Origin of the sequence: Mesorhizobium sp. M0011, from assembly GCF_040324155.1 — a bacterium.
GTDB lineage: Bacteria > Pseudomonadota > Alphaproteobacteria > Rhizobiales > Rhizobiaceae > Mesorhizobium.
The window spans coordinates 200,233-225,782 of record NZ_JAMYVQ010000009.1 but is presented as its reverse complement, the minus strand read 5'-3'; the positions used below and the strand labels follow the sequence as shown (position 1 = coordinate 225,782).

Here is a 25,550-nt window from a genome sequence, read left to right as displayed (position 1 = left end):
ATCAGAAAATAGAAACAGTCGACCTCAACCTCTGCAGACGATAAGTGACAAAACTGTTCGCGATGTCCTCGCACACCTGTTCGCGATGTCTCCGGTCCAAACACCCCCTTGCGGGGGAGATGCCCGGCAGGGCAGAGGGGGGTGCTGTCCCGCCGACCTCGCTTGTTCACCACCACCAACCTACCTACCGTGGCCCAGCGCTCGCGGCTTTATCGTCCGCTCCGTATCGGCTAAGGGCAGGGACAAATAAATTGCCACCCGGACCGCCGCCAAAAAGATGACAGCCAAGACCAAGCCAAAGCCGCTGTTCCTCGGGATCGACACCGGCGGCACCTATACCGACGCCGTGTTGTGGTCTGAGACGGAAGGCCCGCAAGAGGGGCCGAACAAAGGCAAGGTGCTGGCCAAGGCCAAGGCGCTGACCACCAGGCATGATCTTGCCGTGGGTATTTCCGCCGCCGTCGACGCGGTGCTGCAGAAAGCGGGAACCGATCCGGCTGATATCAAGCTGGTGTCGATGTCGACGACGCTTGCCACCAACGCGCTTGTCGAGGGCCAGGGCGGCCGCGTCGCGCTGGTGATGATCGGCTTTTCCGAGGGCGACCTCGCCCGCGACGGGTTGAAGGCCGCGCTCGGCACCGATCCGGTGGTTTTTTGTCCGGGCGGCCACGACGTGCATGGCAATGCCGCCAAGCTCGATCTGTCCGGGCTGGAGGCGGCGCTGCCGGAACTCGGCGCCTCTGTGTCCGGCTTTGCCGTCTGCGCCTATTTCGCCACCCGCAATCCGGCGCACGAGATCGCCGCCCGCGAGCTGATCCGCGAAAAGACAGGCCTGCCGGTCACATCGAGCCATGAGCTGTCGGCCAAGCTCGGCGGCCCGCGCCGGGCGCTGACCACTTTGCTCAACGCCAGGCTGATCTCGATGATCGACCGGCTGGTGGCGGCAACCGAAGGTTTTCTCGAGGCGCGCAACATCGCAGCACCGCTGATGGTGGTGCGCGGCGACGGTGCGCTGGTTTCGGCCGCCTTTGCCCGCCAGCGGCCGATCGAGACCATCCTGTCCGGCCCGGCCGCCAGCCTGGTCGGCGCCCGCCACATGACCGGGCTCGACAACGCCATGGTGTCCGACATCGGCGGCACCACCACCGACGTCGCCGTGCTCGACGGCGGCCGTCCCAGGCTCGATCCGGAAGGCGCCACCGTCGGCGGCTTCCGCACCATGGTCGAGGCCGTCGCCATGCGCACCTTCGGCCTCGGCGGCGATTCTGAAGTGGCGCTGGAAGATGGCGCGCTCAACCCGAAGATCCTGCTCGGGCCGCGCCGCCTGGTGCCGCTGGCGCTGGCCGGCATGGCGCATGGCGCGGCGGTGACCTCAGAGCTGGAGCGCCAGCTGCGGGCACCCAATCCCGGCCGCATGGACGGCCGTTTCGCGGTGCGCACCGGCGTGCCCGACCGGCTCGCCGCCGGCCTGACCGGCGCCGAAGCCAGGCTTTACGAGGCCATCGGTGCCGTGCCGCTCGCCGTCGACAGGCTTTTGACCTCGAACGCGCAGAACGCGACGCTGAACCGGCTGGTGTCGCGCGGGCTGGTGCATGTCGCCGGCTTCACCCCATCGGACGCCGCCCATGTGCTCGGCAAGCAGGCGAACTGGGATCCCATCGCCGCGCGCCTCGGCGCAGAACTGTTCGCTCGCAAGCGTGACGGCCGTGGCCAGTTCATCGCCGCTTCACCGGAAGCGATTTCGGAACGGGTGCTGGTGACGCTGACGCGCTGGTCGGCCGAATATATCCTCGAGACCGCCTTTGCCGAGGATGGGCTCGATGGCGCATCGACGGTGGCGCACGCCCTGGTGCAGCGCGCGGTCGATGCGCATCCCGGCATCGCCCGGCTGAGCGTGGCGCTCGATCGCCCGGTCATCGGCCTCGGCGCCTCGGCGCCGCTGCACTATGCCGGCTTGGCCGACCTGATCGGCAATGACTGCGTGGTGCCCAGGGATACCGATGTCGCCAACGCGCTCGGCGCCGTCGTCGGCCAGGTCAGGGTATCGGCCGAGGCGCGGGTCAGCCAGCCCATGGAAGGGCTGTTTCGTCTCGCCTCGGGCGAGACCGTGCGCGATTTCCTCGACGAGGCGACGGCGATCGCGGCAGCCGAGGCCGATGTCCGGGCCATCGTCGCGGAGCGTGCCAGGGATGCCGGCACCGACAGCGCCGAGATCGACGTCGCCACCGAATTCCGGGTCTCGACCGTCGAAGCCCAGCGCATGTTCATCGAGGCGCATGTCGTGGCCGTGGCCTCGGGAAGGCCGCGCATTGCGGTTTGAGCGGGGCGGCGAAATACGCCACCTTCACCCTAAGCTGAATTGACCCGGCAAACCTGACATGCCAAAGGCCCGCAAAGCCTTTCATCTGGAGTAGCCTGATGACCGACCGCATCGAGATCGCCGGATTGCGGATTGCCCGCGAGCTGCATGAGTTCGTGGCCAGGGAAGCGCTGCCGGGCACGGAGATCGAAGCGGACGCCTTCTGGAACGGTTTTTCGGCCATCATCCATGATTTGGCGCCGAAGAACCGGGCGCTGCTGGCAGCGCGTGACGCCATCCAGGAACAGGTAGATGGCTGGTATCGCGATCACGGCGCGCCGGTCGACGTGGAGGCCTACAAGGGCTTCCTGAAAGAGATCGGCTATATCGTTCTGGAGGGCCCGCCCTTCAGCGTGTCGACCGACAATGTCGACCCCGAAATCGCTGATGTTGCCGGACCGCAGCTGGTCGTGCCGGTGATGAATGCGCGCTATGCGCTCAACGCCGCCAATGCGCGCTGGGGTTCGCTCTACGATGCGCTCTACGGCACCGATGCCATCCCCGAAACGGATGGCGCCGAAAAGGGCAAAGCCTTCAATCCGGCGCGCGGCGCCAAGGTCGTTGCCTGGACGAAGACCTTCCTCGACGAGGCTGCCCCGCTCACCTCGGGCAAATGGGCCGGGGTCAACGGTCTGTCATTGGCGCAAGGCGCCCTGCGGCTAAGCGCCGGCGCCGGCTCGACGACGCTGGCCGACCCCAGGCAATTCGTCGGCTATCGTGGCGATGCCGCCAATCCCGATACCGTGCTGCTTGTGCGCAACGGCCTGCACATCGAGATCGTGATCGACCGCAACAACCAGATCGGCCGCACCGATCCGGCTGGCATCGCCGATGTCATCCTGGAATCGGCGCTGACCACCATCCAGGACTGCGAGGATTCGGTCGCGGCGGTGGATGCGCCAGACAAGGTCGTCGTCTACCGCAACTGGCTCGGCCTGATGAAGGGCGATCTGACGGAAGAGATCACCAAGGGCGGCAAGAGTTTTGTCCGCAAACTCAACCCTGACCGCTCCTACACCGCGCCCGCCGGCGGCACGCTGACCGTGCCCGGCCGCTCGCTGATGCTGGTCAGGAATGTCGGCCACCTCATGACCAATCCGGCGATACTGGATCGCGACGGCAACGAGGTTCCGGAAGGCATCATGGATGCGGCGATGACGGCGCTGATCGCGCTGCACGATGTAGGGCCGAACGGCCGCCGCGCCAATTCCCGCGCCGGCTCGATGTATGTCGTGAAACCCAAGATGCATGGGCCGGAGGAGGTCGCTTTCGCCGTCGAGATATTCGACCGCGTCGAGGCCCTGCTCGGCATGACTGAGAATACCATCAAGATGGGCATCATGGACGAGGAGCGGCGCACCACCGTCAACCTCAAGGAGGCGATCCGCGCCGCAAAAGAGCGTGTCGTGTTCATCAACACCGGCTTCCTCGACCGCACCGGCGACGAGATCCATACCTCGATGGAAGCCGGCCCGATGATCCGCAAGGGCGACATGAAGCAGGCCGCCTGGATTTCCGCCTACGAGGCGTGGAATGTCGACACCGGGCTGGAATGCGGCTTGGCCGGCCACGCCCAGATCGGCAAGGGCATGTGGGCGATGCCGGATTTGATGGCGGCAATGCTGGAACAGAAGATCGCCCACCCCAAGGCGGGCGCCAACACCGCCTGGGTGCCGTCGCCGACGGCGGCGACGCTGCATGCCACGCACTACCACAAGGTCGATGTCCATGCCGTGCAGGCCGCACTCAAGAACCGGCCCAAGGCAAAGCTCGACGACATCCTGTCGGTGCCGGTCGCGGTGCGGCCGAACTGGTCGCCTGAAGACATCCAGAAGGAACTCGACAACAACGCGCAGGGCATTCTTGGCTATGTCGTGCGCTGGATCGACCAAGGCGTCGGCTGCTCGAAAGTGCCTGACATCAACGATGTCGGCCTGATGGAAGACCGCGCCACGCTGCGTATTTCCTCACAGCATATCGCCAATTGGCTGCACCACGGCGTGTGCAGCGAGGACCAGGTGATGGCGACGATGAAGCGCATGGCTGACATCGTCGACCGCCAGAACGAGGGCGACCCGCTTTACCAGCCGATGGCGGCCGACTTTGACAAGTCGATAGCCTTCCTCGCCGCCTGCGACCTGGTCTTCAAGGGCCGCGTCCAGCCCAACGGCTACACCGAGCCGGTGCTGCACGCGCGGCGGCTGGAACTGAAGGCGCAGCAGGGCTGAGCAGGCACAAACGGCGGATCGGTGGCGTGATTGCCGCCAACGGTCTTGATCGCCGCGTTTCTCTCAACCGGCGGTTCTGTCGTGTATGGGCGGCGAGTTTTCGGCCTGGCTCCCTCCGGAGGTGAGGCGTCAGGAAGCTGTATGGTCCAGGAGCCGGATGGTGGGATCTCGGCGGTGTTCGGAGTTGACCCGATCGACCCCTTCCACCGTAATCGCGATCGTCCCGTTTTCCACTCTTGCTATCCAGCCCTTCGCTTTCAGATACCAGAGATGAAACTCGAGATGCTCTCGCGGACAGCCTGACAAGCGTTCGAGCTCCACATCTCCGATCCCGGGATTGCTGACGTCGTGCCGGCGCTTCGCATAAAGCAGCGACAGCAGCCTGGCCTGGATCACGACATCCCGCTCGACGCCCTTGGTGCTGCTGGCTTCCTCGGTCAGCTCGCGGCGAAGGCCGGCATGGTCCTTGTACGCGATGTCGTATTGAGCGCGTTTGACCGGATCCTTGAGCGTGTTGTGGGCTTCCACGATTTCACTGAAGCGGGCTTCATCGCCGGTTTCGCGATTGTCGGGATGATAGCGCATCGCAAAATAGCGAAAAATGCGCTCCAGCGTTTCCGAGTTGGCGTTCGGGCTAACTTCCAAAACTTCGTAGTAGTCAATGAACATAGCGGGCTCCCCGACCGCAACCATATTCGCATTGTCTAAATAAGGAATGTCCAATGCAGAGACCAAGACTTTGGTCCGATGCAGGTGACGTCCACGCCTCCGGAAGAGGGAGAAATGGCCGGCGCCCGCTCGGTTGGGGGCCGTTGGGTGGTGAGGACGCCGGCCAAGCGGACAATCAGGACCGCCGCACCGTGGAGATGATCGATTCGCGGAGGCGGTGTTATGGCGTGATCGCGGAAGGCAATGTGGCGAGGCCGGCTTGTCGGCGGACCTACGCCGCCTGCGCCATCCGCTCCGAGCTCATGCGGTAGGAGATCGCCTCGGCCAGATGGATTCGGCCGACGGTTTCGCTGGCGTCGAGATCGGCCAGTGTGCGCGCCACTTTCAGCACCCGGTGGTAGGCGCGGGCGGAAAAGGCGAGCTTCTCGCTGGCGTCCTTGAGCAGCGACAGGCCGGTGGCGTCAGGCATGGCGATTTCCTCGATGATCGACGGTGAGCAATGCGCGTTGGTGGTGGCGCGGGTGGCGCCGAGCCGCTCGAAGCGTTCGCGCTGGATGGTGCGGGCGCGTGCCACGCGCATCGCCACATCGGCACTCTTCTCCGCCCGGTCGGGCCGGATCAAGTCGCTGGCCGAGACCGCCGGCACTTCGATCCTGAGATCGATGCGGTCGAGCAGCGGGCCCGAAATGCGCGCCTGATAGTCGGTGCGGCAACGCTCGCCGCGCAGGCAGCGATAGCCTGGCTCGCCGGCCATGCCGCAGCGGCATGGGTTCATCGCCGCCACCAATTGGATACGCGCCGGATAGGTGACGCGATGGTTGGCCCGCGCGATCATGCAGTCGCCGGTCTCCAGCGGCTGGCGCAGCGCATCGAGCGTCTGCGGCGTGAACTCGGGAAACTCGTCGAGGAACAGCACGCCGTGATGGGCCAGCGACACCTCGCCCGGCCGCGCGCGGATGCCGCCGCCGACCATCGCCGCCATCGAGGCCGAGTGGTGCGGCGCGCGGAACGGCCGCCGGTCGGTCAGCTTGCCTTCGCCGAGTTCCCCCGCCACCGAGGCGATCATCGAGACTTCGAGCAATTCCTTCGGCGCCAGCGGCGGCAGGATCGACGGCAGCCGCTGCGCCAGCATCGATTTGCCCGATCCTGGCGGTCCGATCATAAGCAGATTATGACCACCGGCCGCCGCCACCTCCAGCGCCCGCTTGGCGGTCTCCTGGCCCTTGATGTCGGCGAGGTCGGGCAGATCCAGCGCCGCGGCGTGGATGCCGGCCTCGGGGCGCGACAGCACCTGCGTGCCACGAAAATGATTGGCGACGGCAATCAGGCTGCGCGGCGCCAGAATGTCGAAATCCTTTCCAGCCCAGGCCGCTTCCGGTCCGCAGGCGAACGGGCAGATCAGGCCCTTGCCCTCGGCATTGGCCGCGATCGCCGCCGGCAAGGCGCCGGCGACCGCGGCAATCGTGCCATCGAGCGACAATTCTCCAAGCACGACATAGCCGGCTAGCATGTCGCCCGGGATGGCGCCAAGGGCAGCCATCAGGCCAAGCGCGATCGGCAGGTCGTAGTGACTGCCTTCCTTCGGCAGGTCGGCCGGCGCCAGATTGACAGTCACCTTCTTCGACGGCATCGACAGGCCGGAAGCATGCAGTGCGGCCTGCACCCGCTCGCGGCTTTCGGCCACCGCCTTGTCGCCCAGGCCGACGATGTGCATGTTGACCTTGCCGGGCGCGATCATCACCTGCACGTCGACCGGCACGGCCTCGATGCCCTGGAAAGCGACCGTGCGAACCCGCGCCACCATTTTTTGTACCCCCGGACAGTAGTTCGCCCATGCCCTGGCGATCAGGGTGTGAGCGAAGTCAAAGAAGACAACCACAGATTTCGGAGTTAAGCAAGAACATTACGAGAACATATAGCTTCACCACGGTGAGGAATTCTGCCGGCAAGGAGCGCCGTCCATAAGCTAGGCTTTGATCGGAAGCTTGAGCGCCCGCTCCGTCAAAGGCTCGCTGGCATCAAAGATGACATACCCGAGCATAGATGGCTAGAATTTGTCGAACAGGCGCTCCACCTTGCGGGCGAACATTTCCCTCTGGTCATCAGAGATGTTTTCGACGGAATATCTCGTCAGGTAGAGGTGCCTCACGTTGCGGCCGCACATAGTCTTGAGACCGCGCAGCAGCACCTTCCTTCCCGGGTTTTGCATGTACAGTTCAGTATACCACCACGGCGACCCGCATGTGGTAACAACGCCCATCCGCCGGATGTTCAATAGCGCCGGCTTGATCACGCCACCGTCTGCCGGCAACTCGTAAGCCACCCCCGGTCGCCAAACTCGATCAAAATAACCCTTCAAGATTGCGGGCATGCCTGACCACCATGTCGGAAAGCAGAAAACGCATGCCTCCGCCCATCTCAACGCGTCGATGTAAACCTGCAAGTCGCTGGGTGCCTGGGCAGGGTCAAAGTGGCCATGTCTTTCTTCGGCATGCATCACAGGATCGAACTTCATCTGATGGAGATCGAAATCAACGACCTCGTCACCCCTGGCTTTGAGGGTCTGAACGACCCGTTTGTGGAGCGCCGCCTGGTAACTGTCGGCTAGTGGATGCGCGTAGACGACATTGATTTTCATGGCGCGGGCCTTCAGGCTTCGAATTACACGCACATATTAGCCGTCGCGCAACCAAGTGGAAACAGCAAGGTCAGTGGCGGGGAGGGAAGCCCATCGCCGGTGTCGATCCGCAGCGGGCTTATACAATCGCCTGATCAAATGAGGAACATTACAAGAATATGCAGCCGCGCCGGTCGCGGCTGGGTTGTGGCCGGTTGCAGAAACCGGAACATGGTTAAGACAAAATGAAAACGGCTTACCCGCGCTTGCCCTCGACCGCGTCCCAGAACAGGCTGGCGATGTCGGCGCCGCCGAAGCGCTTGACCTCGCGCACGCCGGTCGGCGAGGTCACGTTGATCTCGGTCATGTAGTCGCCGATGACGTCGATGCCGACCAGGATGAAGCCTCGCTCCTTCAGTGATGGACCGATGCGGGCGCAGATCTCGCGTTCGCGCGCCGTCAGTTCGGTCTTTTCGGCGCGGCCGCCGACATGCATGTTGGAGCGGGAATCGTGTTCGGCCGGCACCCGGTTGATGGCGCCGACCGGCTCGCCGTCGATCAGGATGATGCGCTTGTCGCCCTTGCGCACGTCCTTGAGATAGCGCTGCACGATATAGGGTTCGCGGAACATCTGGCCGAACATTTCCAGCAGCGAGGCAAGGTTGCGGTCGGCCTCCAGCATGTGGAAGATACCGGCGCCGCCATTGCCGTACAGCGGCTTGATGATGATGTCGCCGAACTCCTTGCGGAAGGCGGCAACTTCGAGTGGATCCTTGGTGATCAGCGTGTCCGGCATCAGGTCGGCAAATTCGGTGACGAAGATCTTTTCGGGGCTGTTGCGCACCCAGGCCGGGTCGTTGACCACGAGCGTTTTCGGATGGATGCGCTCCAGGATGTGCGTGGTGGTGATGTAGTTCATGTCGAAGGGTGGATCCTGGCGCAGCAGCACGACATCCATCTCCGACAGATCGGTGCGCACCTTCTCGCCCAGCGAATAGTGGCTGCCCTTCTCGTCGCGCACCTGCATTTCCTCGATGCGGGCAAACACCTTGCCGTCGCGCAACGACAGCCGATCCGGCGTGTAGTGGAACAGCTCATGGCCACGCCGCTGCGCTTCCAGCGACAGCGCGAATGAGGTGTCGCCGGCGATCGACACGGTGGAGATGTGGTCCATCTGGACGGCGATTTTCAGCTTCATGGCGGGTCTCCGGCGGCTCGGATGGACGACTGTCTTGCCTGTACAGGCTCACTGCCCGTCTGCCAATCGCGACATTCCTAGGATTGGCATCCGACACCCGAATGCGCTGCTTTCATCGATCCTTCGAAACAGTCGCGGTTGCCCGTGGAAAATCGATCTCGCGATACGTTTCCTAAAGGGTTTGCTGCCAGTCTGAAAATAAATTCCGACGTCACAAAACAGGGACACCGATGCAAACTTCGTTTGGCACCGGTCAGGCAAACAGGGAGAGCACGGATCTGGCATTCACCGATCCGTTGACCGGGCTTGGCAACCATCGCCGCTTCTTCGACAAGGTCGATCGCCTGATCGCCGACCGTGCCGAGGATCCCGCGCCCTTTACCGTCGGCATTCTCGACCTCGACGGCTTCAAGCCGATCAACGATCTGTTCGGCCACAAGGCCGGCGACGACATCCTGATCCAGGTCGCGATGCGGCTGCGCGCCTCGATGGACGGCCATTCCACGGTCTGCCGCATCGGCGCCGACGAATTCGCCTTTCTCTATCCCCTGGTGTTCAGCGAGGATGCAGCGGCCGAAAAGTCCCGCATGCTGATCGAGATCCTGTCGGCGCCCTACGATGTCGGCGAACGCACCGCCAGGCTTTCGGCCTCGGTCGGCTGCTCGCTGTTCTATTCCGGCGACGAGACCACGGAAATCCTCATCAACAAGGCCGAGACGGCGCTCTATCACGCCAAGCGTTCCGGCCGTGGCCGCGTCGTCGTCTACACCCGTGAGATGGAAGAGGCGGCCAAGCGCGTCACCCGCATCGAACAGGCGCTGCGCCGGGCTGTCTCGGCCGGCGAGGTCGAGCCGCATTTCCAGCCCATCGTCGACCTCAACACGCGCCGCACCATCGGCTTCGAGACGCTGGCGCGCTGGACAGATCGCGACCTCGGCTCGGTGCCGCCGACCGTCTTCATTCCCATCGCCGAGGAGCGCGGCATCATCGGCCCGTTGTCGCAACTGGTGCTGCGCAAGGCGACCGAGGCCGCCAGGAGCTGGCCGAAGGACCTGTTCCTGTCGTTCAACCTGTCGCCATCGCAGCTCGTCGACCAGAACACCGGCCTGCACATACTGGCGATCCTCGACCGCACCGGCTTCGATCCGCGCCGGCTGGAGATCGAGATCACCGAGACCGGCCTGATGAACGACCCGGCCTCTGCGGCGCAGATCGTCGAGGATCTGCGGCGCGTCGGCATCCGCGTCTCGCTCGACGATTTCGGCACCGGCCAGTCCTCGCTCGGCCGTCTGCGCGAATTCCATTTCGACAAGCTCAAGATCGATCGCGCCTTCGTCTCCTCCATTCTCGACGACCGTCCCTCGGAGCACATCATCCGCGCCATTCTCGCAATGTGCGAGGGGCTTGGCATGGACGTCGTCGCCGAAGGCATCGAGCAGGAAGCGCAGGCCGACCGCCTCGTCCAGTTCGGCTGTGCCGGCGGGCAAGGCTATCTGTTCGGCAAGCCCGTCGATGCCGACGCCACGCTCGGCTATCTCCGTGATTCCTTCCGCGGGGCCCTGCGCGCCAAGGCGATCTGACCGGCGATCTCGAAGCGGTTTGCGATCCTGGTGACTTCACCTCGGGTGTCCAGCGCGGCGTATTGTCGTTTTGTCTGACATAAGCCCTGAAATCCGGCGGTTCGCCCTTGCCCGCGCGCCTTGCGTGGCTAGGATGCGCGCCGATCACGCTGGGAGACAGGAACGATGATGCCATCGGCGCATTTTGCCGACCTCGAAGGAGCCTCGGTGCTGATCACCGGCGGCGGCTCCGGAATTGGCGCGGCACTGACCGAGGGGTTTGTGCGCCAGGGCGCCAATGTCGCCTTCATCGACATCGCCGATGGCCCAAGCACGGCTCTTGCCGACCGCATCGAGAAAGAATTCGGCCGCCGGCCGCTCTATCTCAAGACCGATTTGCGCGACGTCGAGGCTCTGCGTGCGTCCGCCGCGAAGGCGGCCGAGGCGCATGGCGATGTCACCGTGCTGGTCAACAATGCGGCCTGGGATGAACGCCACGCCGTCGAGGATGTGACGGTCGAGTTCTGGGACAACAACCAGGCGATCAATCTGCGGCCGCATTTCTTCACTGCGCAGGCGGTGGCGCCGGGCATGAAGCGGGCCGGCGGCGGCTCGATCATTAACTTCACCTCGACATCCTATCTGATCAACCACCCCGACATGCCGTCCTACACGGCCGCCAAGGCCGGCATCCTCGGTCTGACCAAGGGGCTGGCCGGCAAGCTCGGTGTGGACGGCATCCGCGTCAACGCCATTGCGCCCGGCTGGGTGATCACCGAGCGGCAGAAGGAGCTCTGGGTGACCGAACAGGGGCTTGCCGCCCATGTTGCCAAGCAGTGCATCAAGCAGGTGATGCAGCCCGACGACATCGTCGGCACGGTGCTGTTCCTCGCCTCGGACGCCTCGCGCATGCTGACCGCGCAGATGCTGGTCGTCGATGGAGGTTTCCTGTGAACCCAGCCGGCAACGCACCGGCGGTCGCCGCCGTCGACTGGGGCACGACCCGCATGCGGGTCTGGCTGATCGATGGGCAAGGCAAGGTGCTTGCCGAACGCCGTGGCGATGATGGCCTGATCACCGCCCAGCAAAAGGGCTTTTCGACCATCCTCGAAGGGCACCTGGCGGCGATGGGAGCACCAGCGGCGCTGCCCGTCATCATCTGCGGCATGGCCGGATCCCGCCAGGGCTGGCTCGAAGCACCCTATGTCACGGTGCCGACGCCGATCGGTGCCATCCTTGCAGGTGCTGCCAGCGTGCCCGGCCAGAGCCGCGACATCCGCATCGTTCCGGGTCTTGCCCAGCGGCTGACCGATGCGCCCGACGTCATGCGCGGCGAGGAAACCCAGCTTGCCGGCGCCGGCCTGCCGGCCAAGGGGCGCCAGCTGGTCTGCATGCCCGGCACCCATTCGAAATGGGTGCTGGTCGAGGATGGCGCGGTTGCCGGCTTCGGCACCTGGCCGACCGGTGAGCTGTTTTCCGTGCTTGCCGCGCATTCGATCCTGCGCCATTCGCTCGGCGAACATCCGAAGCCCGTCACATCCGACAATCCGTTCTTCCGCCGCTGGTGCGAAACCGCATTGGGTGAGGGCGGCGATGTCACCTCGCGGCTGTTTTCCATCCGCGCCGCCGGCCTGCTGCAGGATTTGAAAGCCGACGATGCCGCCGCCTGCCTGTCCGGCCTACTGATCGGCGGCGAGATCGCCTCCGCCAGCCGCCGGCATGGCGCTGGGACGGAACCCGTGGTGCTGATTGCGTCCGGCGCGCTCGCCGCGCTCTACCAGGCCGCACTTGGTTTTGCCGGGCTTAAGGTCCGGACCGTCGATGCTGATGAGGCGGTGCGTGCCGGTCTCGTCGAGGCGGCGCGCGAGAACGGCATGATCGCCAGAATTGGAGCAGCCCGATGAGCCAGACCGCACCTTTCCCCAAGCTCAAGCGCGGCCTGGTTGCCATCCTTCGCGGGCTCAAGCCCACCGAGGCGATGGCCATGGGCCAGGCGCTGTTCGATGCCGGCATCGAGGCGATCGAAGTGCCGCTGAACTCACCGCAACCGTTCTCGTCGATCGCCCGCATCGTCCAAGTGCTGCCGAAAACGGCGCTGGTCGGCGCCGGCACAGTGCTGACGCCAGCCGATGTCGATGGTCTGCACAAGGCGGGCGGGCGGCTGCTGGTCAGCCCCAACATCGATGCCGAGGTGATGGCGCGCGCCATGCATTACGGCATGGTGACGATGCCCGGCGTGTTCACGCCGACCGAAGCCTTGCTGGCGATCAAGCTCGGCGCCTCGGCCCTGAAATTCTTCCCGGCGAGCGTGCTGGGTGCCGGCGGCATTTCCGCGATGCGCGCCGTGTTGCCGGCGCAAACGCTGGTCGGTGCCGTCGGCGGCGTCTCCGAAAAAGATTTTGCCGGCTACAAGGCGGCCGGCGTTACCGCCTTTGGACTGGGATCCAGCCTGTTCAAGCCGGGCATGAGCGTCGACGAGGTGGCCGCGCGTGCGCATGCTGCCGTGGCGGCCTGGGATGCGGTGTTCGGAGAAGCAGGATGAGCGAAGCGATCGTTACGGTTTTTTCCGATCACGTCTGCCAGCTCGGCGAGGGGCCGAGCTACGATCCCGCCACCGATACGCTCTACTGGTTCGACATCGTCAACGGTCAGCTCCTGGAAAAGCGGCTTTCCGGCGGCGCGACCACCGTCCATGAGCTTGGCCAGATGGCGAGCGCTATCGCCGTCATCGACGACAAGCGCCAGCTTATCGCCGCCGAGACCGGCCTTTATGTCCGCGAGGTCGCGACCGGCAGACTGACGCTGCACACGTCTGTCGAGGCCGACAATCCAGTCACGCGCTCCAACGATTCCCGGGTCCATCCCTGCGGCGCCTTGTGGATGGGCACCATGGGCAAGGGCGAGGAAAAGGGTGCGGGTTCGATCTACTGGTTTTTCAGAGGCGAACTGCGCCGGCTGTTTTCGGACATCACCGTCTCCAATTCGATCTGTTTTACCGAGGATGGCGCAATCGCCTACTACACCGATACCTCGACCGGGCTGCTGATGCGTGTCGCCTGCGACCCGGCGACCGGCCTGCCTGCCGGTGAGCCGAAGCTGTTCGTCGATCACCGCTCGGCCAAGGGTTATATCGACGGGTCCGTGCTCGACCGCGACGGCATCCTGTGGAACGCCGTCTGGGGCGGCAGCGTCATCGAAGCCTACGGACCCGACGGCAAGCTCGTCCGCACGGTCGCCATGCCGGTGACGCAACCGTCCTGCCCGGCCTTTGTCGGCGCCAATGCCGACCGGCTGGCGGTTACCTCCGCCTGGTCGGGCAAGGATGAAAAGCAGCGTCTGCTGGATCTGCAGGGCGGCATGACCTTTGTGCTCGATATTCCCGTCAATGGCCGCTTCGAGCCGCGCGTGCTGATCGCCTGAGCGAACTGGATTCTGCGGTTGGACGGTGCGTTGTCACGCAACCGCCCGCGCCGTGTCGGTTTCACGAGAGCCTGACGGCTTGACCATGCGATGGTAGGCGATCCTACTGCCGGGGATCGTCATCTCATGCCCAGCCGCAAGCCGAAACTGATCCTCGTCCATGAGCCGGAAAAGGCCTGCCTGGACCGTCTGGTCGCCGACGGTCATGCGCCGCAGCGTGCCGGCGAAATCGCGTCCTATCTGGCGCAGTCGACCGACCTCGCCCCCGAATTCGACGTGCTTGGCCGTGCCTGCCAGGCACGCGGCCTGTCGTTCACGCCGGTGGCGCTGGACGAGGCCACCGGCGTGCTCGCCGGCGAGCATCCCAGCACAACGCTGGTCTGGACGCTGACCGACGGCATCGCCTATTTTCGCGGCGGCGCGGCGCCCGCTCTGGCGCGATTGGGCGGTTTCAAGACGATCGGCGCAGATGATGCGCTGTTCGCACTCTGCCAGGACAAGTTCCGCTCCGGCGCCGTGCTCGGCGCACTCGGCCTGCCGGTGCCGCAGGCCGGGCTTGCGCGCGACGGCCAATGGCTGGTCGAGCCGCCGGCCTCGCCCGCCGGCTGGTTCGTCAAGCCCAACCGGCTCGGCGCCAAGATCGGCATCTGGCCGGATTCGCGCTGTTGCGATCTCGCCCACGCTTTGGAACTCAGCCGGCGCGTCTTTTCGGCCTATCGCGACGATGTCGTCGTCCAGCCCTATGTCGCCGGCCGCAACGTGCGCGCCAGTTTCCTCGGCCTGGTGCCAGGCGCCGGGGTCGAAGCGCTTGGCGTGGCTTTTGTCGATTCAGGCGCCGATTTCCAGACCATGGCGGACAGCCTGGCGCTCTACGGCGACACCGGCGAGGCAGCGAAGGCGGAGGGACATTACGCCGAACCGGAGCTCGTTGCGGTTGCCGACAGCCAGCCGGCCGCCGACGCCACGATACGTGCGATCGCCGGGCGGCTGATGAGCGGGCTCGGCCTGCGCGATGTGTTTTCCATCGATCTCAGGGTCGAGGCCGACGACACCGTCCACCTCATCGAGTTCGAGGTTTGCCCCGGCCTGCCCTGCTTCGATTTTCGCGCCTATTGCCGCCAGCAATGGGGCCTCGATCTGGCCGACGCCATGGCCGAAACTGCGGCCAGCCGGCTGACCGGTGTCGACCGATAGCTGTGCGCCTTGTGTCGGCGGGCTAACCAGCAGACGCTACCCGCCAGGCATTCGCTCGGCCGCCTGCAAGGACGGATCCATCTTGTCCCAGGCATGGCCGTGGCTCGTGTAGGTCACCATCTGCGGGCTGAACTGTTCCGGATCGTCGAGGCTGGCCGCGTGGACCGCTATGAATTCCGGCATGGCGACGGATATCAAAAAGACCGGCGTTCCGCAGGTTGGACAGAAGGTGTGGATTTTTTCATTGCCGCTGGCGCCCGCCACGCGCCAGGTGCTCACCTCCCCGGTAATTGCCATATCGGTGCGCTGGCCGAAGGTCAGGTAGGATCCGTGGCCGGTGCCTGAGCGCTTCTGGCAATCGCTGCACTGGCAGTGGTTCTGGAAGATCGGCTCGTCATTGGTTTCGTAACGGATCGCGCCGCATGCGCAGCCGCCGGTATAGCGTTTGGTCATCGTTATTCTCCCGCGGCGATCAGGGCTGATTTCGGCTTGGCGAAAATGTCGATGCCGCTGCCGGTTTCGAGGAAGGATTTCATGCTCGACAGCACCGCCGGCCAGCCCTGGCTGACGCCTTTCGCCATGCCGCTACCGGCTTCGAGTTCGTCATGGCTGACGGTCAGCCGCACCATGGTGTCGTATTCCTCGATGGCGAACGTCACCCGGCTCGTTTTTGACGGATCGTCGGCCTGCGAAGCGTTCGCCCAGGTGATGACGAGGCGGGTCGGCGGCGAAACCTCGACGACATTGCCGACGAGTTCGACGGTCCGTTCGTCATTGGCGCGGATATGCTCCCATTTCGAGCCCGGCGTCCATTCGGAGACGTTCTCGTGACCCCAGTAGCGCTTTGCGACATCGGGCTTGATTATGGCCTCGAACACCTTCTGCGGCGTCGAGCGGATATAGGTCACGTAGACAAAGCTGGTCGTTTCCCTGGTCATTGGTCTTCTCCTTCGAGTTCTTGCTTCAGGTCGTGCAGCAGGCTGAGCCGCTGCCGTTCGAATTTCCGTACCCAGCGCTCGTAGACTTCGTGCAAGGGCACGGGATTGATGAAATGCAGCTTTTCGCGGCCGCGCTTGACCGTGCTCACCAGATTGGCCGCCTCCAGCAGATCGAGGTGCTGGGTGGCGGATTGCCTGGCCATGTCCAGGTTTTCGCAAAGCTGACCGAGCGTCTGCCCGTTCTGCTCGCACAGAAGGTCAAGCAGCCTTCTGCGTGTCGGGTCGCCCAGCGCTTTGAAAACCTTGTCGGCGTCCATCTGCCTCACTCTGTTGTAAGGCATAATATGCAGGTAAATACCTGCATGTCAACCTACAGTTCGCCCCGCATCGCAAGACTGGATGCGGCTATTCGGACTCGGACGTTGATTGCGCGATGGGCCGCCCCGGCCATGTACCTGATGTCGGAGCCCTGCTTAGCGGCGCCAAACTGCGGACGTAAACCTGCAGGATTTCGTCTGAAGTCCTGCTACTAGCGCTGCAGCAGGGATTTGACAGGTGCCTATCGACGGCCGAGATTTCATCGTTCGTTGGTGGACCATCCTAAGCGTTCGAGATTGGCCGAAGCCTCCCAACTTCGTCATCCTAGGGCGAAGCAGGAGCGAAGCTCCGTCGCGGAGACTCTGGGATCCATGCCGCGACCTTGGCCGAAGAATGCAGCGGAGCAGAATTCTACACCGCTGCAACGCTTTGAAGTCGCGGCATGGATCCTCGGGTCTGCGCTGCGTCGCTACGCTCCTTGCTTCGCCCGTGGATGACGAAGGCGCTGGGCGTTTGCGGCAATCGCCAAGGTATGCCGTCCGTCACACCCGCGATTCGTCAAAACTGCTCGAGGCGGATTTTAGGCGCCCTCGACCAGAACGATCTCGCCGTCGGCGACCTTCTGACGGATGGCGACGGCGCGCTGGTATTCCGGCGAATGGTAGCAATCATGCGCGGCGGCGAGCGATTCGAACTCTATGATGACATTGCGTGCCCGGCCGGGGCCTTCGGCCTTTTCATGCTCTCCGCCGCGCGCCAGGAACTTCGCGCCGAAGCGCTCGAAGGCAGGCTTGGCGGCGGCGACGTAGTCCTTGTAGCCTTCCGCGTCGCGCACATCGACACGGGCGATCCAGTATCCCTTGGGCATTTTCTTGGTCTCCGAACTTGTTCTTGGAAATCTCAGGCCGAGCGCATCTCGTCGAGGATGGCTTCGGCCGCTTCCCGTTTGTTGGCCGCAGCAATGATAGGCCTGCCGACGACGAGATGGCTGGCGCCGTTGCGGATCGCCTGGCCCGGCGTCACCACGCGCTTCTGGTCGCCATGATCGCTGCCCGCCGGCCGGATGCCGGGCGTCACCACCGCCATGTCGGGGCCGACGATGCGGCGCACCGCTTCGGCTTCCGCGGCCGAGCAGACGATGCCCCCCATGCCGGCATGCAGCGCCTGTTCCGAGCGCCGCAGCACCAGCGTATGCGGGTCGTACTCATAGCCGACGTCGATCATGTCCTGCTCGTCCATCGAGGTCAGCACGCTGACGGCAAGCAGGCAAAGATTGCTGCCGCGCGCTGCTTCCACCGCCGCCGCCATCGCTTTGGGATAGGCGTGGATGGTCAGCATGGTCATGCCCATCTTGACGATGTTCTCGACGCCCTTGGCCACCGTGTGGTCGATGTCGAGCAGCTTCATGTCGAGGAAAACCTTGGTGCCGCCGCTGGCCAGTTCCCTGGCGAAATCGAGCCCGCCGGCGAAGGCAAGCTGGTAGCCGATCTTGTAGAAGGAGACGACGCCGTCGAGTTCGCGCACCGCCTGCTCGGCCTCCCTCACGGTCGGGACATCGAGGCCGACTATCAGTCTTTCCTGCATGGATCGTGCCTGTATGGATTGTGCCTGCATCGTCGTTGCGATCACGCCTCGATCCGGGTGGACAGCATGCGCGAGGTTTCGATCAGGGTGCGGCATAGGTGCTCCATCGATTTGTGCAGTCTTTCGTCACGGAAGTTTCCATCCTCGTCGAAGGCGCCGCCGCCGTCGGGCACCGAGCATTCCGGCGTCACCACCTCCATCTGGCAGCGCACCAGCACCGCGCGCAGATGGTTGATGCAGCGGATGCCGGCAAAGTGCCCGCTGGAGGACGAACAGAGGCCGGCGACCTTGCCGGCCAGCGGCCTCACCGGCCGGCCGCCATCCCTGCGCACCCGGCTCACCCAGTCGATCGTGTTCTTGAGCAGCGGCGGAATGGAGCCGTTATATTCGGGCGTGGCGATCAGCAGCCCGTCATGGGCGATCACCAGACGGCCAAGTTTCTGGGCGTTTTCAGGAACGCCTTTTTCCTTTTCCAAATCCTCGTCCATGATCGGCAGGGGGTAGTCGGCAAGCGAGATGCGGGTCACCTCGGCGCCCTGCATGGCGAGTTCCTTCTGCGCCACGTCGGCGGTCCTGCCGCTATAGGCGCCGCTGCGAACCGAGCCGGCGAAGACGAGGATTTTCGGGATCACTGCCATTGGCCACCCTTGTTCCCGGACAGGTACAGCCAAGGATCGAGCAAATCAACGCCAACTTCGTCATCCTTGGGCGAAGCAGGAGCGAAGCTCCGTCGTGGAGACCCTGGAATCCATTCCGTGACAGCTATCCAGGAGTGCAGCGGAACAGAATTCTGCGCCGTAGCGGCGCTCGGAAGTCGCGGCATGGATCCTCGGGTCTGCGCTGCGTCGCTGCGCTCCTTGCTCCGCCCGTGGATGACGAAGCGAGGGACGTTCCCGCCATCGCCAAGGTATGCGGTGAGCACTGGCGATCCGCGAACAACCCTGCGCCGAGAAATTAATGCGCTTCGCGGCGGTAGATCCACAGCTGGGTCGGCGGGATGTTGCGGAGGATGAAATCGAAATGCTTGACCGTATAATTGCCACGGCCGGCCGGGATCGGCGACATCGGGCCGTAGGTCAGCTGCACGATCGGCCGTCCGGCCGGGATGCGGTCGAGCAGGCTTTCGATATAGGCAATGCGCTGGGCGACCGGGAAGTTGAGCAGCGGCACGCCGGAAACGACGGAATCGAAGATCATCCCGCTCTTGTCGCCAAGCGTGGCGTTGAGGTTGAAGGCGTCACCCTCGATGACGTTGACGCCGGGATAGAGTCGCCGCAGGTGACGGACGAAATCCGTGGAATACTCGACTGCGTAGAGGTTCTCGGGCCGCACGCCCTGGGCCAGGATGGCGCGGGTGATGACGCCGGTACCGGGACCGACCTCGAGCACCGGCAGGCCGGATTTAGGATTGACGATCGAGGCCATCTTGCGCGCGGTGACCGAACTGGTCGGCACGATCGAACCAACCGCCTTCGGCTTGTCGATCCAGCCCTTGAAGAATTTGAGTTCGTCGTCGAACTTTTCGACAAGCGCCTTCCGCAGTCCAGGGCCACGTGTCATGCAAGCTCTCCTCAGCGCTCCCCGCAAGTTACTTAGCACCTGAGCGGTGCTAGGCAAGGCGCGGCCGGACGCATGTCGTGGATAAGATAATTTTCGTCGCGTCTCAAGGGGTGACGAGATTCAAGGATTTACGCGTTGCAAATCGGCTTAGGCGGGCCAAAGTGCATCAACGTTCGCCGAACGACTCGAAGAAATCCTTCATGCGGGCGAAAAAGCCGCTCGATTGTGGCGAATTGTCCTGCGAGGAGAGCTGTTCGAACTCCTCCAGCAGTTCGCGCTGGCGGCGGGTGAGGTTCTGCGGCGTCTCGACCGCGGTCTGGATGTAGAGGTCGCCGATATTGGGCTGGCGCAGCACAGGCATGCCCTTGCCCTTGAGGCGGAACTGGCGCCCGTTCTGCGTGCCTTCGGTCACCTTGACCTTGGTCTGCGTCCCGTCCAGCGTCGTCACCTCGAAGGAGCCGCCAAGGGCGGCTGTGGTCATCGAGATCGGCACCTTGCAATACAGGTCGGCGCCGTCGCGTTGGAAGAACTCGTGCGGTTTGACCGCCAGGAAAATATAGAGATCGCCCGATGGCCCGCCGCGCAGGCCGGCTTCGCCCTCATTGGCAAGACGGATGCGGGTGCCGTCCTCGATGCCGGCCGGGATGTTGACCGACAGCGAACGCTCCTCGGTGACGCGGCCCTGGCCGGCGCATTTCGGGCACGGATCCTTGATCGTCTGGCCGCGCCCCTGGCATTGCGGGCAGGTCCGCTCGATCGAAAAGAACCCTTGCGTGGCGCGCACCTTGCCGTGGCCGTTGCACATCGAGCAGGTGACAGGCTGGGTGCCGGGCTTGGCGCCGCTGCCCGAACATTCGGAGCAGGAGATCGACGCCGGCACCCGGATCTGCGCGGTCTTGCCGGCAAAAGCCTCTTCCAGGGTGATTTCCATGTTATAACGCAGGTCGGCGCCGCGCTCGCGGCCGCCCGACGAGCGGCGCTGGCGCCCGCCCATCATGTCGCCGAAAATGTCCTCGAAGATATCGGCGAAACCGCCGGCGCCGAAACCTTGCGCGCCGCCATTCATTCCGCCCTGTTCGAAGGCGGCGTGGCCGAAGCGGTCATAGGCCGCGCGCTTCTGCGGGTCCTTCAGCGTCTCGTAGGCTTCGTTGATTTCCTTGAACTTGTGCTCGCAGGAATGATCGCCGGGGTTGCGGTCGGGATGGAACTGCATGGCGAGCTTGCGGAAAGCGCTCTTGAGCTCCTTCTCGTCGGCGCCTTTTTGGACGCCCAGCGTCTCGTAGAAATCAGCTTTCATTTTTTCCCGCTGTCCGGATGCTCAACGTCTTGAAGCATTGTTGCGTCTCTTGCCGGCACTGACGCTTCGATTTAGGTGCGATGGAAGGGCGATGCCAGTGTCGACGCGGCCTTGCCTGCATTTTTTCAGCAAGGCCAGCTGTTTTTCTGCAAGGGGTTGCAAAAAAGCCCGGCCTTCGCCGGGCTTTTCGCTTTATCTTGCCGTCAAACGGTTCAGGCCGACTTCTTCTTGTCGTCGTCCTCGTCGATTTCCTCGAAATCGGCGTCCACAACGTCACTGTCCTTGGCGGCGTCCGCCTTGGCGTCGGCTTCCGCCGCTTCCTTCTGCGAAGCCTCGTACATGGCCTGGCCAAGCTTCATCGAAGCCTCGGCAAGCGCCTGGCTCTTGGCTTCGATGTCGGCCGGGTCGTCGCCTTCGGTCGCGGTCTTAAGCGCCGCGATCGCGTCGGAGATCGCCGTGCGCTCGCCTTCCGAAACCTTGTCGCCATATTCCTTCAGCGACTTCTCCGAGGAATGCAGCAGCGCTTCGGCCTGGTTGCGGGCCTCGACCAGCGCACGCCGCTTCTTGTCGGTCTCGGCATTGGCCTCGGCGTCCTTGACCATCTTCTCGATGTCGGCGTCCGAAAGACCGCCCGATGCCTGGATGCGGATCTGGTGCTCCTTGCCGGTGCCCTTGTCCTTGGCCGAAACGTTGACGATGCCGTTGGCGTCGATATCGAAGGTGACCTCGATCTGCGGCACGCCGCGCGGCGCCGGCGGAATGCCGACCAGGTCGAACTGGCCGAGCGCCTTGTTGTCGGCGGCCATTTCACGCTCACCCTGGAAGACCCGGATGGTCACGGCCGACTGTGAGTCCTCGGCCGTCGAGAACACCTGGCTCTTCTTGGTCGGGATCGTCGTGTTGCGCTCGATCAGGCGGGTGAACACGCCACCCAGCGTCTCGATGCCGAGCGACAGCGGCGTCACGTCGAGCAACAGCACGTCCTTGACGTCGCCCTGCAGCACGCCGGCCTGGATGGCGGCGCCGAGAGCAACGACTTCATCCGGATTGACGCCCTTGTGCGGCTCCTTGCCGAAGAACTGCTTCACGATCTCCTGGATCTTGGGCATGCGGGTCATGCCGCCGACCAGGACGACTTCGTCGATCTCGCCGGCCTTCAGGCCGGCATCCTTGAGCGCCGCCTTGCAAGGGGCAATCGTGCGCTGGACCAGGTCGTCGACCAGCTGCTCGAACTTGGCGCGCGTCAGCTTCAGCGTCAGGTGCTTCGGCCCGGTCGCGTCGGCGGTGATGAAGGGCAGGTTGATCTCGGTCTGGGTGGTCGACGACAGCTCAATCTTGGCCTTTTCAGCCGCCTCCTTGAGGCGCTGCAGGGCAAGCTTGTCGTTCTTCAGGTCGATACCCTGTTCCTTCTTGAACTCGGCCGCCAGGTATTCGACCAGGCGCATGTCGAAATCCTCGCCGCCGAGGAAGGTGTCGCCATTGGTCGACTTGACCTCGAACACGCCGTCGCCGATTTCGAGCACCGAAATATCGAACGTGCCGCCGCCAAGGTCATAGACGGCAATGGTCTTGCCTTCCTTCTTGTCGAGGCCATAGGCAAGCGCTGCCGCGGTCGGCTCGTTGATGATGCGCAGCACTTCGAGGCCGGCGATCTTGCCGGCGTCCTTGGTCGCCTGGCGCTGGGCGTCGTTGAAATAGGCTGGAACGGTGATGACCGCCTTCTCGACCTTTTCGCCGAGATAGGCTTCCGCCGTCTCCTTCATCTTCTGCAGGATCATGGCCGAAATCTGCGAGGGCGACTGCTTCCTGCCGCCGGCCTCGACCCAGGCATCGCCATTGTCGCCCTTGACGATCTTGTAGGGGACAAGCTTCTTGTCCTTCTCCGTCACCGGATCGTCATAGCGGCGGCCGATCAGGCGCTTGACCGCGAAGATGGTGTTTTCAGGATTGGTGACCGCCTGGCGCTTGGCCGGCTGGCCGACCAGACGTTCGTCGTCGCCCGAGATGGCGACGATGGAAGGCGTCGTGCGCGCGCCTTCCGCATTCTCGATTACCTTCGGCTCCTTGCCATCCATGATGGCGATGCAGGAGTTGGTGGTGCCGAGATCGATACCGATTACTTTTGCCATTTTTCTAGTCTCTCCGCTAAGCAGGCTCTCAGGACCCGTACAGGCGTTCCGACGAAAGCCCCTGTTCACAAGAAATCCCGTTCCGGCAACCGGCATTCCGGCGCCGAACGGCTTGGCGCGTATATAAGAACAGGCGGCATCGCGCGCAAGCATTCTGCGCAAGGCTTCCATGAACCTTTCCACCTCCGCCCGCGACTGATCTCCAGGTGCCGCATGGTGCGGCCCGGAAAGGAAGCCCCCATGACCAATAACCCAGAGGCTCTGCGGTCTCCGGGAACAACAGGAGCTCGGCGCGACCAACGCCTTCGGGACGAGGTCGATGCGCTGGGCTTCCCGCTGATTCCGTTGACCCTGCGTAAGAGCAGGCGTATCGTGATTTTGAGGAAAGCAGACAATTCGATCAGGGAAGAACGAGCCGGACCGCCGCGCCTTGCCCTGATTTGCGCGGCCAGACCCGACGTTCTCCCGTCGACTACGGGGGGTAGTGTCATGTCTCGCATCCGCGGCTCGTTCGTGTCGTCTCTTGATGGCGGCTTGCGCCGCGCTGTGCATCCAGGCGGGTTGCTGGCGCTGGCACTCGGCCTGTGGCTGGGCGCCGCCCAGGCGCAGGAAACCCGGATCATCTATCCCGGTTCGATGGCGGTGACCGGGTTTTCCGGCACCGTCATTCCCAATTTCGACCCCCCTGATTCCGAAAAAGGGGGCCTGCCGCCCGGCGTCGATCCGGTCGACGAAACCTTCATCGACACCACGCGCGCCACCTTGCGCGTGTTCGACGTCTCGCATCTGGGCGGCCCGGCCTCCGGGCAACTGGTCAACACCCCGCCGCCCCTCGAGGTGACGGCGGAGCAGATCGGCCAGGTGTTCGGCGTCACCTATGATGACGGCGTGCGCGACGGCGTTCCATCGGGCATTCCCAATCTCTATGCCGGCGCCACCTCGCTGCACGGCATCCGTATCGTCACCCTTGACGCCGATGATGACGGCCGCCCCGAGCGGCAACGCCGCGGCGCGGCCGGCGCCACCTTCATGGACGGCCAGTTCGGCACCGAAAACGGTGGCGGGCCGGGCACCATCTGGAAAATCGACGGCATCACCGGCCAGGTCTCCAAGTTTGCCGACATCGACACCAACAGCGGTCCCGGTATCGGCAATCTCACCTTCGACGCCGCTCATCGCCAGTTCTTCGCTTCCGATCTCGACACCGGCCTGATCCATCGCATCGATGCCACCGGTACGCTGATCGACAGCTTCGACCACGGCGTTGCCGGGCGCCCGGCGCATGGGCTAGCTCCGATCGCCGACGATGGTTCGGTGATGGACATACAGGGTGCGGCTTTCGACAGCGAAGACCCCGACAGCTGGGGCTACACGCAGGACGAGCGCCGCATCTGGGCCGTCTCCTATCATGGCGGCCGGCTTTATTATTCGGTCGGTGAAAAGTCTGAAATCTGGTCGGTGGGCATTGCCCGCAACGGCAGTTTTGCCGGCGACCCGCGTTGGGAACTGACGGTCAAGGCCGACAAGGACTACGCCGTCACCGACATCGCCTTCGACAACAGCGGCTTCATGTACCTGGCCCAGCGCGGCCCGGTCGAGAACCGCTACGATTACAGCCAGTTCGCCGATTCCGGCAAGGGCGAGGTCATCCGCTACTTCAGAGAGAACCCGGACGATCCGGAAACGGAATCGGTCTGGGTCGAAGTGCCGCAGGAATATGCGGTCGGCTTCCCGCAGGGCAACCGGCAGTCGGCCGGCGGTCTCGACCTGCAGTATGGCTATGATTCCGACGGCACTCTCGACACATCGGTCTGCACGCAGACGCTGGTCAACACCGGCGACAAATTGCGCGACAATCCGGCTCTCGCCGAACAGCTCGCCGCCGGCGGGCCGCTCGCCGTGCACGGCGTGCAGATCACGCCGAAAGAGCTGGTCAAGCCGGCCAATGTGCCGCCCTTCGGCTCCTGGTTCGTCGACTTCGACGGCTATTTCGAAGACCCGGCGGTCGAGGGTCATGTCGGCGACGTTGCCGTCTGGCATCCTTGCGAGGGCCGCGCCGGCTATTATGAAGAAATCCCGGGCGGCTACCTGCCCCCCTTCTACCCGCCGGACTTCCCACCGCCCGGCAATCTGCCTCCGTGCATCGATGTCGAGGATATCAGGTATTACTGTACGCCTCGCGGCCTCCAGGCCGATCTCTATCTCCATGACCGTGCCGGCTTCGGCGGCGATTCGATAAAGGCCCAACCTTCGAATGAGACAAAGTCCAGGACGCCAGGCGTCGGGGTGACATCATCCCAGTCGCATGCGCCCGGCCAGCCTTACACGATCGACATTACTGGCCACTATCCGGGCGACAGAGTGGATGTTGGACTTTGCTTCTACAGGAAGTCCGACAAGGACAAGGGTGGCTACTACCCTTGCTGCAAGATGATCTTGCCGCTCCGAACCCCAGCCGTCAGCTGCGAACGTTGAGGAGG

Annotated in this window: 22 protein-coding genes; 9 read left to right on the top strand and 13 right to left on the bottom strand. The window is 64.0% G+C overall.

Annotation, left to right across the window (positions count from 1 at the left end):
• Positions 1–277 precede the first annotated feature (277 nt).
• Both NKK51_RS13555 and NKK51_RS13550 read left to right on the top strand, forming a co-directional pair.
• A complete protein-coding gene (locus tag NKK51_RS13555; RefSeq protein ID WP_352553297.1) occupies positions 278–2,320 on the top strand; it encodes a hydantoinase/oxoprolinase N-terminal domain-containing protein in 2,043 nt (680 codons plus the stop codon).
• Positions 2,321–2,418: 98 nt separating this feature from the next.
• Complete coding sequence (locus tag NKK51_RS13550) at positions 2,419–4,587, top strand: malate synthase G (RefSeq protein WP_352553295.1); 2,169 nt, start codon at positions 2,419–2,421, stop codon at positions 4,585–4,587.
• 129 nt (positions 4,588–4,716) lie between these two features.
• On the opposite strand, the gene NKK51_RS13545 is transcribed toward NKK51_RS13550, so the two are convergent.
• The 4 genes from NKK51_RS13545 to gshB form a co-directional block, all read right to left on the bottom strand.
• On the bottom strand, positions 4,717–5,256 hold the full coding sequence (locus NKK51_RS13545) for a DnaJ domain-containing protein (RefSeq protein WP_127296986.1): 540 nt from the start codon (positions 5,254–5,256) through the stop codon (positions 4,717–4,719).
• A 271-nt stretch (positions 5,257–5,527) separates the two neighbouring features.
• A complete protein-coding gene (locus NKK51_RS13540; protein ID WP_128305159.1) occupies positions 5,528–7,060 on the bottom strand; it encodes a YifB family Mg chelatase-like AAA ATPase in 1,533 nt (510 codons plus the stop codon).
• Positions 7,061–7,303: 243 nt separating this feature from the next.
• Positions 7,304–7,894: an NAD(P)H-dependent oxidoreductase gene (locus NKK51_RS13535; RefSeq protein WP_128305158.1), complete on the bottom strand. Its 591-nt coding sequence runs from the start codon at positions 7,892–7,894 to the stop codon at positions 7,304–7,306.
• A gap of 235 nt (positions 7,895–8,129) precedes the next feature.
• Positions 8,130–9,071 (bottom strand): glutathione synthase, encoded by a 942-nt coding sequence (gene gshB / locus NKK51_RS13530; RefSeq protein ID WP_352553293.1) that lies wholly within the window; start codon positions 9,069–9,071, stop codon positions 8,130–8,132.
• A gap of 230 nt (positions 9,072–9,301) precedes the next feature.
• On the opposite strand from gshB, the gene NKK51_RS13525 reads away from it, so the two are divergent.
• The 6 genes from NKK51_RS13525 to NKK51_RS13500 all read left to right on the top strand — a co-directional run bounded on the left by NKK51_RS13525 (position 9,302) and on the right by NKK51_RS13500 (position 15,244).
• Positions 9,302–10,651 carry a putative bifunctional diguanylate cyclase/phosphodiesterase gene (locus NKK51_RS13525; protein ID WP_128305156.1) on the top strand — a complete coding sequence of 450 codons (1,350 nt, stop codon included), beginning with the start codon at positions 9,302–9,304 and terminating at the stop codon, positions 10,649–10,651.
• A gap of 165 nt (positions 10,652–10,816) precedes the next feature.
• Positions 10,817–11,584: an SDR family NAD(P)-dependent oxidoreductase gene (locus tag NKK51_RS13520; protein WP_024502164.1), complete on the top strand. Its 768-nt coding sequence runs from the start codon at positions 10,817–10,819 to the stop codon at positions 11,582–11,584.
• Positions 11,581–12,534, top strand: a complete 954-nt coding sequence (locus tag NKK51_RS13515; protein ID WP_352553291.1) for a 2-dehydro-3-deoxygalactonokinase — start codon at positions 11,581–11,583, stop codon at positions 12,532–12,534. The genes NKK51_RS13520 and NKK51_RS13515 overlap by 4 nt, the downstream gene beginning before the upstream one ends.
• Positions 12,531–13,172: a 2-dehydro-3-deoxy-6-phosphogalactonate aldolase gene (locus NKK51_RS13510; protein ID WP_352553289.1), complete on the top strand. Its 642-nt coding sequence runs from the start codon at positions 12,531–12,533 to the stop codon at positions 13,170–13,172. Before NKK51_RS13515 ends, NKK51_RS13510 begins: the two co-directional genes overlap by 4 nt.
• A complete protein-coding gene (locus tag NKK51_RS13505; RefSeq protein ID WP_352553287.1) occupies positions 13,169–14,050 on the top strand; it encodes an SMP-30/gluconolactonase/LRE family protein in 882 nt (293 codons plus the stop codon). The genes NKK51_RS13510 and NKK51_RS13505 overlap by 4 nt, the downstream gene beginning before the upstream one ends.
• 126 nt (positions 14,051–14,176) lie before the next feature.
• On the top strand, positions 14,177–15,244 hold the full coding sequence (locus tag NKK51_RS13500) for a D-alanine--D-alanine ligase family protein (protein WP_352553285.1): 1,068 nt from the start codon (positions 14,177–14,179) through the stop codon (positions 15,242–15,244).
• 36 nt (positions 15,245–15,280) lie between these two features.
• Here NKK51_RS13500 and NKK51_RS13495 read toward each other — a convergent pair whose 3' ends face one another.
• The 9 genes from NKK51_RS13495 to dnaK all read right to left on the bottom strand — a co-directional run bounded on the left by NKK51_RS13495 (position 15,281) and on the right by dnaK (position 23,070).
• A complete protein-coding gene (locus NKK51_RS13495; protein WP_128305150.1) occupies positions 15,281–15,697 on the bottom strand; it encodes a GFA family protein in 417 nt (138 codons plus the stop codon).
• A gap of 2 nt (positions 15,698–15,699) precedes the next feature.
• Positions 15,700–16,182, bottom strand: a complete 483-nt coding sequence (locus NKK51_RS13490; RefSeq protein ID WP_128305149.1) for an SRPBCC family protein — start codon at positions 16,180–16,182, stop codon at positions 15,700–15,702.
• Positions 16,179–16,499 (bottom strand): ArsR/SmtB family transcription factor, encoded by a 321-nt coding sequence (locus NKK51_RS13485; protein ID WP_056592605.1) that lies wholly within the window; start codon positions 16,497–16,499, stop codon positions 16,179–16,181. The genes NKK51_RS13490 and NKK51_RS13485 overlap by 4 nt, the downstream gene beginning before the upstream one ends.
• Positions 16,500–17,080: 581 nt before the next feature.
• Positions 17,081–17,368, bottom strand: coding sequence for a DUF1330 domain-containing protein (locus NKK51_RS13480; protein ID WP_023762651.1), 288 nt, complete (start codon positions 17,366–17,368; stop codon positions 17,081–17,083).
• Between the two features lie 32 nt (positions 17,369–17,400).
• Positions 17,401–18,114, bottom strand: coding sequence for an orotidine-5'-phosphate decarboxylase (gene pyrF, locus NKK51_RS13475; protein WP_164893035.1), 714 nt, complete (start codon positions 18,112–18,114; stop codon positions 17,401–17,403).
• An 11-nt stretch (positions 18,115–18,125) separates the two neighbouring features.
• Positions 18,126–18,722: an NADPH-dependent FMN reductase gene (locus NKK51_RS13470; RefSeq protein ID WP_023814188.1), complete on the bottom strand. Its 597-nt coding sequence runs from the start codon at positions 18,720–18,722 to the stop codon at positions 18,126–18,128.
• 316 nt (positions 18,723–19,038) lie between these two features.
• The gene (gene pmtA, locus NKK51_RS13465; protein WP_128305147.1) at positions 19,039–19,644 is read right to left on the bottom strand and encodes a phospholipid N-methyltransferase PmtA; all 606 of its coding nucleotides are present in this window, start codon (positions 19,642–19,644) and stop codon (positions 19,039–19,041) included.
• Between the two features lie 166 nt (positions 19,645–19,810).
• The gene (dnaJ, locus tag NKK51_RS13460) at positions 19,811–20,941 is read right to left on the bottom strand and encodes a molecular chaperone DnaJ (RefSeq protein WP_023810873.1); all 1,131 of its coding nucleotides are present in this window, start codon (positions 20,939–20,941) and stop codon (positions 19,811–19,813) included.
• Positions 20,942–21,153: 212 nt separating this feature from the next.
• Positions 21,154–23,070, bottom strand: a complete 1,917-nt coding sequence (gene dnaK, locus NKK51_RS13455) for a molecular chaperone DnaK (protein ID WP_023810872.1) — start codon at positions 23,068–23,070, stop codon at positions 21,154–21,156.
• A gap of 489 nt (positions 23,071–23,559) precedes the next feature.
• On the opposite strand from dnaK, the gene NKK51_RS13450 reads away from it, so the two are divergent.
• Positions 23,560–25,545, top strand: coding sequence for a hypothetical protein (locus NKK51_RS13450; RefSeq protein WP_352720945.1), 1,986 nt, complete (start codon positions 23,560–23,562; stop codon positions 25,543–25,545).
• Positions 25,546–25,550: the final 5 nt, after the last annotated feature.